Source organism: Streptococcus oralis, from assembly GCF_003943415.1.
Classification (GTDB): Bacteria; Bacillota; Bacilli; order Lactobacillales; family Streptococcaceae; genus Streptococcus; species Streptococcus oralis_BJ.
Genome location: NZ_RJPK01000002.1, coordinates 392924 through 405845, shown reverse-complemented (window position 1 = coordinate 405845; position 12922 = coordinate 392924). Strand labels below are relative to the sequence as shown.

Annotated in this window: 12 protein-coding genes and 1 pseudogene; all 13 read right to left on the bottom strand. The window is 36.4% G+C overall.

Translation table 11 applies throughout. From position 1 onward, the window contains the following. Nucleotides 1–133 (bottom strand): annotated as a pseudogene (locus D8801_RS09920) (sigma-70 family RNA polymerase sigma factor); the annotation flags it as partial. 119 nt (nucleotides 134–252) lie between these two features. After that, complete coding sequence (ftsH, locus tag D8801_RS04650) at nucleotides 253–2211, bottom strand: ATP-dependent zinc metalloprotease FtsH (protein WP_125848193.1); 1959 nt, start codon at nucleotides 2209–2211, stop codon at nucleotides 253–255. Between the two features lie 15 nt (nucleotides 2212–2226). Continuing rightward, on the bottom strand, nucleotides 2227–2769 hold the full coding sequence (gene hpt, locus D8801_RS04645) for a hypoxanthine phosphoribosyltransferase (RefSeq protein ID WP_125848191.1): 543 nt from the start codon (nucleotides 2767–2769) through the stop codon (nucleotides 2227–2229). Nucleotides 2770–2773: 4 nt separating this feature from the next. Further along, nucleotides 2774–4051 carry a tRNA lysidine(34) synthetase TilS gene (gene tilS, locus D8801_RS04640; RefSeq protein ID WP_125848189.1) on the bottom strand — a complete coding sequence of 426 codons (1278 nt, stop codon included), beginning with the start codon at nucleotides 4049–4051 and terminating at the stop codon, nucleotides 2774–2776. Then, nucleotides 4048–5319, bottom strand: a complete 1272-nt coding sequence (locus D8801_RS04635) for a serine hydrolase (RefSeq protein ID WP_125848187.1) — start codon at nucleotides 5317–5319, stop codon at nucleotides 4048–4050. Before D8801_RS04635 ends, tilS begins: the two co-directional genes overlap by 4 nt. Next, nucleotides 5312–5434, bottom strand: a complete 123-nt coding sequence (locus D8801_RS09915; protein WP_260468141.1) for an SP_0009 family protein — start codon at nucleotides 5432–5434, stop codon at nucleotides 5312–5314. Before D8801_RS09915 ends, D8801_RS04635 begins: the two co-directional genes overlap by 8 nt. Nucleotides 5435–5438: 4 nt before the next feature. Beyond that, on the bottom strand, nucleotides 5439–5807 hold the full coding sequence (locus tag D8801_RS04630) for a septum formation initiator family protein (RefSeq protein ID WP_000041924.1): 369 nt from the start codon (nucleotides 5805–5807) through the stop codon (nucleotides 5439–5441). Next, the gene (locus D8801_RS04625; RefSeq protein WP_001234975.1) at nucleotides 5800–6066 is read right to left on the bottom strand and encodes an RNA-binding S4 domain-containing protein; all 267 of its coding nucleotides are present in this window, start codon (nucleotides 6064–6066) and stop codon (nucleotides 5800–5802) included. The genes D8801_RS04630 and D8801_RS04625 overlap by 8 nt, the downstream gene beginning before the upstream one ends. 57 nt (nucleotides 6067–6123) lie before the next feature. Continuing rightward, nucleotides 6124–9627: a transcription-repair coupling factor gene (mfd, locus tag D8801_RS04620; protein WP_125848185.1), complete on the bottom strand. Its 3504-nt coding sequence runs from the start codon at nucleotides 9625–9627 to the stop codon at nucleotides 6124–6126. Then, a complete protein-coding gene (gene pth / locus D8801_RS04615) occupies nucleotides 9628–10197 on the bottom strand; it encodes an aminoacyl-tRNA hydrolase (protein WP_061453864.1) in 570 nt (189 codons plus the stop codon). Nucleotides 10198–10269: 72 nt separating this feature from the next. After that, on the bottom strand, nucleotides 10270–11385 hold the full coding sequence (gene ychF, locus D8801_RS04610) for a redox-regulated ATPase YchF (protein ID WP_125848184.1): 1116 nt from the start codon (nucleotides 11383–11385) through the stop codon (nucleotides 10270–10272). Nucleotides 11386–11469: 84 nt separating this feature from the next. Further along, nucleotides 11470–11664 (bottom strand): DUF951 domain-containing protein, encoded by a 195-nt coding sequence (locus D8801_RS04605; protein ID WP_093586316.1) that lies wholly within the window; start codon nucleotides 11662–11664, stop codon nucleotides 11470–11472. Between the two features lie 64 nt (nucleotides 11665–11728). Next, nucleotides 11729–12865, bottom strand: a complete 1137-nt coding sequence (gene dnaN, locus D8801_RS04600; protein ID WP_125848182.1) for a DNA polymerase III subunit beta — start codon at nucleotides 12863–12865, stop codon at nucleotides 11729–11731. Between the last annotated feature and the right edge of the window lie 57 nt (nucleotides 12866–12922).

Sequence of the window (12922 nt, the reverse complement as noted above, 5' to 3'; positions counted from 1 at the left end):
GGTTCACTAGCTCATACAGACACAGCATCCCCTCCTGGTCCCAGTCCTCTTTCTCCCACAGATGTAGATGATAATCTTTGCGGCACTTGTTTACAATCCCTTTACTTTCTTCATACAACTCTTTCAGATTCATAGACCTCTCCTTTCTGCATTTAGTTTAGCAAAATGCACGAACCCATGGTCTATTTCCTCTATTCTATACTTCTTCCTCTCTCAACGGCACACAAAAAGAGAGGCACTGCCTCTCTGGGGTTATTTTTCTTCACTCATTTTTGATTTTACTTCATCATAAGATAGGGCATGTGATTCCTCTTCTACTGTCTCAGGCATTTTTCCTGTTTCGTAAAGAGATTTAATTTGAGTACTATCCAATGTTTCGTATTTCAACAATGCCTCTGCAATCAGTTTGTGGGTTTCACGATTTGATTGGATAATTTCAGCAGCTTTGTTTCGTGCCTCATTTAATAATGAACGAACTTCCTCATCAATCTCATAGGCTGTTTGCTCTGAAATTGATTTTTGAGGACTTTGTGCACCAAACATAGCATGATTACCTTCGTATTGAACTGGGCCAAGTTTTTCACTCATACCGTATTCAGTGACCATTGCACGCGCCATCTGTGTGGCTTGTTCAAAGTCATTTGAAGCTCCTGTCGTTTGGACATTAAAGATAATCTCTTCAGCTACACGACCACCCATCAAACCTGCCAATTGCTCTTTCATGTCTTCTTTAGATAGAAGCATTTGATCCTCTTTCGGAAGTGCAATCATGTAACCACCTGCACGTCCACGTGGTACAATGGTAACTTTATGAACAACACGGGCATTTGACAAGACTAAACCAACAATGGTATGTCCAGCCTCATGATAAGCAACCAATTCACGTTCTCTTTGTGATACTGTTTTATCTTTCTTAGATGGTCCAGCAATCACTCTGTCCTCTGCCTCATCAATATCTGAAGCATCAATGATTGATTTGTTGCGACGAGCAGCAACTAAGGCTGCTTCGTTTAGAACATTTTCTAAGTCAGCTCCCACAAAACCTGGGGTTTGTTGGGCAACTAGTTTCAAATCAACATCGTCTGCCAGAGGTTTATTTTTAGCATGAACTTTCAAGATTGCTTCACGACCTTTAACATCAGGGCGACCAACTAAGACTTTTCTATCAAAACGTCCTGGACGGAGAAGAGCTGGATCTAGAACATCTGAACGGTTCGTCGCAGCGATAACGATGATTCCTTCATTTCCCTCAAAACCATCCATCTCAATCAAGAGTTGGTTCAAGGTTTGTTCACGTTCATCATTACCTCCACCAAGACCGACACCACGTTGGCGACCAACGGCATCAATTTCATCGATAAAGATGATGGCTGGAGCTGCTTTTTTTGCATCCTCAAAAAGAGAACGAACACGGCTTGCACCAACTCCGACAAACATTTCTACAAAGTCAGAACCTGAGATACTAAAGAATGGAACACCTGCTTCCCCAGCAACTGCCTTAGCAAGTAAGGTCTTACCTGTTCCCGGAGGTCCCTCTAAAAGAACACCTGCAGGAATACGCGCACCAAGTTTTGTAAATCTTTTTGGATCTTTTAGGAATTCAACAACTTCTACTAATTCTTGTTTTTCTTCCTCGGCACCAGCAACATCCGAGAAACGTACCTTGATATCTTCTTTGTTTGCAGCTTTAGCCTTGCTACGTCCAAAACTCATTGGATTTCGGCCACTATTTCCTCCCATATTTCCCATCATAGAGAATAGGAAGAAGAAAAGAATAGCAAATGGCACAACAGAGACAAGGATATTGATCCACATACCGCTTGAACTCTCATGTTTGACTGTTACTTCTGCCTGATGTTCAGAAGCAAGTTTTTGCAATTCTGAAACTGTTGAATCAGATGGAAGAATAGTACTTGAGAATCTTTCTACTGTTGTAGCTGTAGGAGTGAAAAATTGAATTCCTGTTTCTTCTTTACTAGTCTTAGGATTTTTATAAACACCAGACACTTCAATGATACTGCCATTTGGCTGATAGGTTAATTCTTTTACATTGTCTGCTGTAATTTCTTTTACCAATTCTGTATAGTTAATTTTTTCACTTTTTCCAGCAGCATTTCCAGAGTAAAAATACTGGAACCCTGTTACAAGGAAGAAGATAATTAACAAGTATAGAAATGGATTTCTAACTAAACCATTATTTTGTTTTTTCATTAAAGATAGATCTTTCTAATTTGAATAAACTTCTTCTTTCAATACTCCAACATAAGGAAGGTTACGATAATTTTCTTTATAGTCCAGACCATAACCTACTACAAACTCATTTGGAATAGTAAAGCAAGTATAATCCGCTTCAATTTCAACAATGCGTCCTTCTGGTTTGTCTAACAAAGTCGCGATTTTAACAGAAGCTGCTTCTCTTGCAATAAACATATCTTTCAAATTCTTCAAAGTTTGACCTGTATCGATGATATCTTCTACAAATAGAATATGTCTTCCCTTGATATCTTGAGTCACGTCTTGCTTGATATTGATCACACCACTACTTGCTGTTCCACCATGGTAGCTAGATACCATCATGAAGTCCATCTCAATATGCGTATCAATATGTTTGACCAATTCAGCCATAAAAGGAATTGATCCTTTCAAAATTCCAATAAGAATTGGATTTTTCCCCTCATAGTCTTTGGTTAGCTGCTCACCTAGCTTTTTAGCTGCTTCTGTAATTTCATCATGTGAAACGAGGATTTTTTTTATATCGTGTTCTAACATCTTTTTACCTATCTATTTTTTCTATATAAAGTACAGTGTTCATTATATCATTTTTCGTGTTTTTACTCAAATCACTGATAGCAATTCCCAAAATTGAGACAATTTCTCCAAATTGCTCAATAATAGGAGTAATTTTTCGTTTTTCAATAGGGATTTTCAAGTCTATAAATAGACGTCTCAGTTTCTTTCGGTGACCATTTATAAGCAGAACATCGCCAGTTTTTCGACACCTAATATGTACAGGTGTTTCTCGTGAAACCGTTACTTTTTGAACAGAATCCCCTTCAATAGGGATACCAAAGGAAAATAAATAGCCCATATATCGAACTTGATTTTGATAGTATAACACAAGTTCATCTTCCTTTTCATCGGCCTGAGGACTGATTTTACAAACTCGAAAATATTGATACTCTTTTATCAATTCATAGCCATTTTTAAGAGAATGACGATACTGGCTTTTAGTTGCTAAAATCTGTCGAACTTCGGCAAACTGAGCCTTTGTCAGATTTAAGTCTGGAAATTGATTAAGATAGTTCTGGAGCAAGATTCCTTGAGTTTGTTGAGAGTATGAAAATAGCTCATTCAAATCTTCCACATCAATTTGTTTCGAAAGTTCCGTTATTGTTGCTTGGTAATCTGAAATTTCCCTTCCAAAATCTAAAAGGGCGGATTTAAGACAAGGATTTTCTTTTTCAAGTTCTGGTAAATACCTATTCCGAATGCGATTGCGAAAATAGGTATTTTCCTGATTTGTTTGATCTTCGAAATGAAAAATTAGTGGAAAATCTTTTTTATGAAAATGCAACAAGGGACGGATGATTTCAATATCATCAACGACTTGACTTTCTTTTATTCCTGTTAAATGACGTAGTCTACTTCCTCGAATCAAGCGCATCAAAATCGTTTCAACCTGATCATCTGCATGGTGGGCAGTGACCAAGGCAGTTGCTCCAACCTCTTTTATGATTTTCCTAAAAAAATCATAACGAAACTCTCGAGCACGCGCTTCTGAAAAGTCTCCTGAAAAGCTTGTGATATAAATAGGAAGTCCAGCTGCATCAGCTAACTTCCTTATTTCATTTTCCTCCCAGTCAGACTCACTTCTCTGCTTGTGATTGACATGTGCTAAAATCAACTCAATTCCCAACTCATTTTGATAAGTAGACAATAGCTGGAATAAAAACATTGAATCCAGTCCACCAGACAGAGCTAATACGATTTTAGAATGTTTTTTGAAATACTCTTTTCTGAGAAAATGATTTAAAAAATCCTGCTCCCTCATTTTAGAACCTCATAGACATCCTTAGCTATCTTAGCAATGGTGTCATAATCAGAATTTTTAGTGAAAATAGAGAGAACGAAAGGTGAGTCTGTAAAGACAATGGCAGTATCATGTTTGAACTCGTCGGCATCTCCAATTTTGTGAGCTACCTTAACCGAAACACCTTTCGCAATTCGTTGGTTATCAAAATTCGTCTTGCTTAGAGACTCTAGTACAAAGCCATTCTGATTATAAATAGCTTCCATGACCTTTCCAGCCATTTTTGAAGAAGCTAATTTATCATTCACATCCCAATCTTCACCCATAATGGTGGACATTTTTTCTTTAAAAGCCCCGTCAGATTGATTGGTCACATAATAACCTAAAATATTATGAGCAACATTGTCAGACTCTTTTGTTATCTTGGTAATTAACTGTTGGAGACTGTAATCTTTGTTGTCTCCTGTTTTAGGTAAACTACCACTACCTTCTGGTTTATAGGATCCGGGAAAGTTATTCACTTCTGGAATATACTTGAAGCTGCTATCCAGCGTATATTCCCCTTGATTTATCTTATCTTGAGCGTAATAAAGATAGGCTAGTTTCAAGATGCTAGCTGCATAGAGTTTGCTGTCTTCATTCACCCCAGCCTCTTTACCTGTACTCAGTTGTTTAACATAAATAGAATAATTTTCATTCTGATAGTTGTTTGACAAGACTTCTTGAACTTTCTGGATACGATTATCTTCTTCTGAAACAAACTCTTTTGATACCCACCCAACTTGATCAATATGAAGAAATTCTTGTCCCTCAGCAAAGAGGGTTCTATCTACTGTTACGCGTTGATAGGGAGAGAGGAATGAAGAAATTTCTTTAGCACCATAAGGACTGTTATAGATAACAAACCCCGGTTCCAACCATACTTGTCTATTTTGAGTTTGAACTTGACTTTGATTATAGACCAAGCGCTTATCTGCAAGGATAAACTGGTGATTATCTAATTTAAAAACAGGAATACCTTGTCTATTCAAACGCCATTCTACGATTTTAAAGGTGGTTCCAGGAGTCAATTTTCCAGACTCCTTAACAAGATCTTCATTAGCATAAATAACTGTCTCTCCATATACCATTGGGGATTCCAGGGTTTCTTTATAGTAGAATCCATGATCAGACTCAGTTAGGTAATAAATTTCTTGTGAAGAGTAAGGAAGCTGTTTTTCTGTGCTAACTACTCTTGAAGTTATGATAAAAACAGATAGTAGCGATAACACTACTAATAACTTACGCATTCTTCCCTTCCCTTTCTTCTTGTAATCGTAATAAATGGTTTTTAGCTGCCAATTCCTCTAATTTTTCATCTGATAAACTTAAAAATTGCTCAACAACTTCTAATAAATTTTCCATAACATTACCTCGGAAGCAAATCAGGAATGGTGTAAATTGCTTCTCGTTTCTTTGAGTAATAGTACTTGGCGCGTGCATATTTTGCTACATAGTCTTCATCTTTCAACTTTGCAGCAAAAGCAGATTCCTTATCCTTTTCATCACTAAGAGTTTGGTATTGTTCTTTCAACTCTGTCAATTGCTGACGACGTTGCAATAACTGATTATAGCTTTGGGCCAAGTTATAAGTTGGTAAAATAAACAACAAAATCATCAAAATAAGAACCCAACCCATAAAGCGATTCCTCTTTTGTCTCTCCTTCATCAGGTAACGACGACGTTGGTGTTCATTTTGAATAAAAGAATTATTCATCTGTACAATATTTTTAGACATTTTCTTCTACCCGTGTTTCACTGAGAATTTCATACATGCCTGCTGCATCTTCTTTTTTTGTACTATCTTTCATCTCCAGTACTTTAACAAGCAACAACTTATTTCCAAAGCGAATTTCAACTTGGTCATCAACTTTCAAATCCGTTGAACTTTTGGCCAAGATTCCATTTACCTTGATTCTACCTTTATCTGCTACTTCCTTTGCGACTGTACGACGCTTAATAATTCGTGATACTTTTAAATACTTATCTAATCTCATTTTTATTACCTCAAATTATTATTGTACCATTTTTATCCCTTTTATAGAAGAAAAACGTCAAAGAGAATTAGCTTTCTTTGATTCTTTTATCTCTAATAAACTTTCTCCAAAAATCAGAAGACCTTCTAAAATTTCATAATCTTTCTTGTTTCGGACATCAAATACGACTTCCATTAATCCTCTATTCTCCGCTATAGCTGCTTTTAAGTTGGTTGCGGATAAGGCTTTAAAATAATCTTGAGCCAAGAATAGGCGTTGAGTGACTTTTTCAAATTGAACTGTAATCTTATTTTCTTTTCTTTCCACACGTTCTACAAAGACCTTGTCAAAATATGACTTGACCAAACCAATCTCTAAAAGGTATGCTACTACATCTGGATATTCTCCAAAGCGATCCATCAATTCTTCTTGTAGTTCTTCATAGTTGACACGGTTGTCAATTTGACGAATTTTCTTGTAAATTTCAATCTTATGTCGTTGGTCAGAAATATAAGTATCAGGAAGATAAGCATCAATTTGTAAAATCAACTCAGCATTTCCTTTGGTTCTTGTATTCCCATTGCCATTCCGTTTAGTGATAGCTTCCTCTAGTAACTGCGAATACAATTCAAAACCAACAGAATCAATGAAACCAGACTGCGATTTTCCTAATAGATTTCCTGCTCCACGAATTGAAAGATCTCGCATAGCAATCTTAAATCCCGAGCCCAATTCCGTAAACCCTTTGATTGCTTCTAATCTCTTCTCAGAGACTTCACTGATTGGTTTTTCTGGACGATACATGAGATAGGCATAGGCAATGCGATTACTCCGACCAACTCTCCCTCTTAATTGATACAAGGTTGACAAGCCCATATGGTCCGCATTTTCAATAAATAAAGTATTGGCATTTGGAATATCAACTCCTGTCTCAATAATGGTAGTTGTCACCAAAATATCATACTGACCTTCAATAAAGTCCAGTAGAGTATTTTCTAACTGAATTTCACTCATTTGTCCGTGAACATACCCAATCGAAGCTTCTGGAATCAACTCCTGTAATTCTGAAACCTTCTGGTCAATTGTGTCAACTTTGTTGTAAAGATAGTAGACTTGACCTCCACGCTCCATTTCACGCAAGACAGCATCACGAATCACACTGTCATTCTTTTCTAAAACATAGGTTTGAACAGGATAGCGATTGGTTGGAGGAGTTTCAATAACAGACAAATCTCTGATTCCCAGCATAGACATGTGGAGAGTACGAGGGATTGGTGTTGCAGTCAAGGTTAGAACATCTACTTGTTTTTTCAGTTCTTTCAAAGTTTCCTTATGCTTGACACCAAATCGTTGTTCCTCATCAATAATCATCAATCCCAAATCTGAAAACACAACATCTTTTGACAAAACACGATGCGTTCCAATCAGAATATCGACTTGATCATTTTTCAATTTTTCAAGTGTCTCTGCCTGCTCTTTTTTACTTCTAAAGCGACTCAGCACATCAATATTAACTGCAAAATTTTGGAATCTCTCTTTAAAATTTGTATAGTGTTGTTGCGCTAAAACCGTCGTCGGAACTAGAACAACAACTTGTTTATGATCATTGACTGCCTTAAAGGCTGCACGCATTGCAACTTCAGTCTTCCCAAAACCAACATCCCCAACTAAAAGTCGATCCATGGGATGAGAATCCTGCATATCTCTCTTGATTTCCTCAATACTACGAAGTTGATCATCCGTTTCAACATAAGGGAAGGCATCATCAAAAGCATGTTGATCATCATCATCAGCTGAGAAAGCAAAACCCTTCAACTGATTACGTTCAGAATAGAGTTTGATTAAATCGTCAGCTATATCCTCTACCTGGTTCTTAACTTTTTGCTTGGCCTTTTTAAAATGACCGTCATTTAATTTATTAAGTTTTGGCGCTTTACCATCACTTGAAACATATTTGGACAGTAACTGAATCTGCTCTACTGGGATGGAGATTTGGTCACCATTTTGATACTGTACACTGACATAATCACGGTGAATCCCTTTGATTTCAATTGTTTCAATGCCTAGATATTGACCAATTCCATGGATATGGTGAACAACGTAGTCCCCTTTTTCAAGTTCATTATAATCTTTTAAGCGCTCTGCATTTGATGCATGTTGTCTTCGAAAACGACGTTTTAATTTCTTTTGAAAAATCTCATGTTCAGTAATCAAGAGAATTTTTTCATCCACAAAATGAAAACCATGTCTTAGATTACCCTCAATCAAGTTTACAGATTCTTTACAGATACTTGACTTATCTCTGGAATCCAATTTAATCTGATATTCCTCTAAAACATCCTCCAATGTTTTACTTCCCATTGAATTGCTAGACTGCAAGATAATAGTGTAGTCCATTTTTTTATATCGCTCAATTTCTTCTTTAAGAAAAGAAAATTGATTGAAAAACTCCTGCATAGGATATTGATTAAATTGGTAAATGTGATCAAACTTGAGATTTCCTAATCCTTTTTGTAGATTTGAGAAAAAGGTAACTGGACTTTGTTTTTTATAGGTTTGCTCTGTATATGCAAAATACTGCATCTCAGAAAATGCTTTACCATTCTGTAAATCTTCTATAAAGTATTGCGCTAATTCTCTTTCAAAGGCTTCATACTGATTCATCAATTTTTGATAATCATCAAAGAATACTGGTGTATCTTTTTCAATATAATCAAATATAGTCCATGTTTTATCGTAACATAAAGATAAAAATTTTCGACTATCTGAATGTACTTGTTTTTGATGAAAACTTGACAAAATCTCTTCCAAGTATGATTTTAAAATTGCTGATAAGGTCTTCGAAATTTGCTTTTCTAAAGCTGACTGACCTCTTAAATAGTCCCTTTCTTTTAAAAGCATATCACTTGCTGGAAAGATAGTGAGTTCTGTCTGATTTTCTTTTGATAATTGTGTTTCGACTTCAAAAGTACGAATACCATCTACTTCATCACCAAAAAACTCGATTCGGAAAGGTTCTAACTGAGACATCTCAAAAATATCTAAAATATCTCCTCGAATACTAAACTCACCTTGGGTCTGTACTTGAGTAACTTTTCGATAACCGATTTCCTTTAATTTGTGAAGAAGGTCATGTTGGTCATATTCTTCACCAACTACAATCCTTATAATACTTTCTTTAAATCCAGTTGGAGAAGGTAAAATCAATCGACTTGCTGCGATATTACAAACTAAAATCCCTTTCTTAGACGGATCATTCAAAAAACGCAAGGCCTCAACCCGCGAAATGATTTTTTCTTGCGAAGACATCAAAAACTCTACCATAGGAGAGTCATCTACCAAAAAAGGATAGACAACTTCCTCTCCTAAGAGAGAAAGAAGATCACTGATAATTCGTTCTGCTTCTCCATAAGTTGAAGTCAGTAACACAATCTTATTTTCTTTTTCTAGACTGCTTGCAATTGCAATAGCCTTGGTAGACGTTGATAAACCAAGAATTAGTTGTCTTTTCTTATTTATCAGATTTTGATGCCATTTTTTTATCTGGTCATTTTCTGAGAATAAATCTAATAAAGTCACCATTTAGCCGTTATACCTCTGCATTGTTTTCTCAAAGTTTTTCTCTTGTAAATAGTAGTTTACAGCATCGTCAACCTTGTCAATTGACTGTAAAATACCTACATAGTCATCTTGATCAAACTTACTTAAAACATGGTGAACAACTGACATGCCTTTTTTGGGTCTTCCAATTCCTATTTTAACACGGTTAAATACTTGGGTTCCAATATGTTGAATAATAGACTTGATACCATTATGGCCACCTGCTGATCCCTTTGCTCTTAAACGAATTTTCCCAACTTCCATGTCAAGGTCATCGTAAATAACGAGTAAATCTTCAATATCCAAACCATAGTAAGTCAATAGAGCATGAACTGCTTTTCCACTTTCATTCATAAATGTTGTTGGTTTGACAAGATAAATTTTTTCGCCATTGAGGAAAAAAGAGGCTAGGTCAGCTTGAAATATCTTGTCGTGTGTAAAGGTGACGTTTTGTTTTTTAGCTAGTTGGTCAATCAACATAAAGCCAACATTGTGCTTGGTTTCAAAATATTTATCCCCTGGATTTCCTAATCCAACAAGTAATTTAGTCATTTATTTTCCTTTCAAAAGCCAAAAGGGTTGGAATTTTTTTCCAACCTAATTGACACTATTTGTTAAATGTTATTAGACATTAAAGCGGAATTCCATGATATCGCCATCTTGAACGATATATTCTTTTCCTTCTTCACGCAAGCGCCCAGCTTCTTTTACAGCCTTTTCAGATCCATATTTCACTAGATCCTCATATGACATGGTTACTGCACGAATAAAACCTTTTTCAAAGTCTGAGTGGATAATACCAGCTGCTTGAGGAGCTTTCATACCACGCTTAAAGGTCCAAGCGCGAACTTCTTTTTCACCAGCTGTGAAGTAAGTTCCAAGTCCAAGTAAGTGGTAAGCAGCTCGAGTCAACTTATCAACACCTGATTCTGTCAAGCCAAGTGCTTCAAGAAACTCTTGCTTATCTTCATCATCTAACTCGGAAATTTCTTCCTCAGCACGCGCAGAAATAACTACTACTTCTGCATTTTCTGTCGCTGCAAATTCTCGAATTTTTTTAACATAGTCGATAGAATCTGGATCTGAAACTACATCCTCATCCACATTAGCAACATAAAGAACTGGTTTAGTGGTCAAAAGGAAGAGTCCTTTGACTACTTTTTGTTCCTCATCCGTGAATTCAATGGTACGTGCTGATTTTCCATCTTCAAGGACTGGTTTAATTTTTTGAAGGACGTTAAACTCTGCCACAGATTCCTTATCTTTTTGCGTACGTGCCATCTTTTCTACACGCGCATAGCGTTTATTTACTGACTCTAGGTCAGCAAGAATCAACTCCAGATTAATGGTATCAATATCTGCAATTGGATCCACAAAAGCGTCTTCACGTCCTTGCTCGCGCATAACATTTTCATCATCAAATGCACGTACAACATGAACAATCGCATCTACTTCACGGATGTTGGCCAAGAATTTATTCCCTAGACCTTCCCCTTTTGATGCGCCTTTTACAATCCCTGCAATATCTGTAAATTCAAAAGTTGTTGGGACTGTCTTTTTAGGTGTGATCATTTCAGTTAGTTTCTGTAGACGTTCATCTGGAACTTCTACCATCCCAACGTTTGGATCAATAGTCGCAAATGGGTAGTTTGCTGCCTCTGCTCCTGCTTTTGTAATTGCATTAAAAAGGGTTGATTTACCAACGTTTGGCAAACCAACGATACCTGCTGTTAAAGCCATAGTTTCTCATTCTCCGTTCTCATTTCAATCCCTAACATTATAACACAAAAAGGGAAAACTTGCTAACTCTCTAACTAAGGGTTCTTAGTCAATAATATTATTCATTTTTCGTTCAAAATCATGGCGACTCATCATAACAAGGTGGTCGCAATTACTACATTTGATTTTGATATCTGCCCCTACACGTGTAATTTCCCAACGATTGGCTTTTTTACCTGTTGACTTAATTGTACAAGCATGGGGTTTTTTCATCTCAACAAAATTTCCAACTTGATACATACTACTCTCCTTTTCTTTTTCGATTATATCATAAAAGAGGCGAGCTAGGCTCAACCTCTTTCACTTAATTTGTACGAACTGGTGTGATGAGCTGCATGAAGTCTTCGTCAGTATCTGCTGGCACAAGAGTAAATGGACGAACTGCTGAGATAAAGCTAATGGTCACCTTTTCGCTATTTAAAGCCTTGAGGGAATCAATCAAGTAAGTCGGGTTGAAACTAATGGTCAAATCATCCCCAGTCACCTGATCAGTATCGATTTCTTCGTTTACTTTACCAACTTCAGGAGAATGAACATGGGCGCTAACAACATCACCTTTAATTTCAAGCTTCACGGTACCATTTTGAGTCGCACTTGATAAGAGACGTGCGCGTTCCATTGATTGACGTAAATTAACAACATCAAAAGTAATCGTAGTATTAAAGTCAGTTGGAATCAAACGATCTGTATCAGGATAGTTTCCTTCTAGTAGACGAGTGTAGAAGCTAATATTTTCGCTTCTAAAGAGGATTTGATTATTGGCAAAGAAAATCTCCACTGTTTCGATATCATCTGTAAAAACAGCTGAAAATTCGCGTAGGGAGCGACTAGGAATCACCACATCGAAATCATCACCATTTTTTTCAAGAGTCAATTTTTTCTGGCTAAGGCGATGAGAGTCTGTCGCAACTGTTTTTAGTTCTTTATTTTGGCTCAATACGAAGTGGACACCTGTTAAGATTGGACGACTTTCTTGCGTACTTGCAGCAAAAGCTGTTTCATTGATAATTTTCTTGAGCAGTTTTGTTTCAAGAATCAAAGGTGTGCTTGCTGAAATTTCTTGGATTCGTGGGTACTGTTCGCTATCTTTTCCTTTTAGAGTAATTTCTGATTTGCCACTTGTTAAGACAATTTGTTTTTGTTCAATCTCTTTGAAATCAAGGGTTACATCTGGAAGACTGGATACAACATTGATAAAGAAAGAAGCTTCAAGAAGAATCGAACCTAAGGAAGTAATCAAAAGACCAGCATCTTCATTTTTTTGAGAAATGAAATTTTCAATGGAAATTTGACCATTGGAACCAATCAAAGTAATGCCTTCATTGGTAACATCAATTTTGATAGTTGATAAAATAGGAATAGCATTTTTTGAGCTAATTGCTCGTTTTGTGGTATTTAGGGCTTGTAGAAATAAATTTTTATTAATTGAAAAATGAATCATGGATTCTCCTTTATTTATTTTTAGTATTAGAAGGATAATAGAAATAATAGAGTGTGT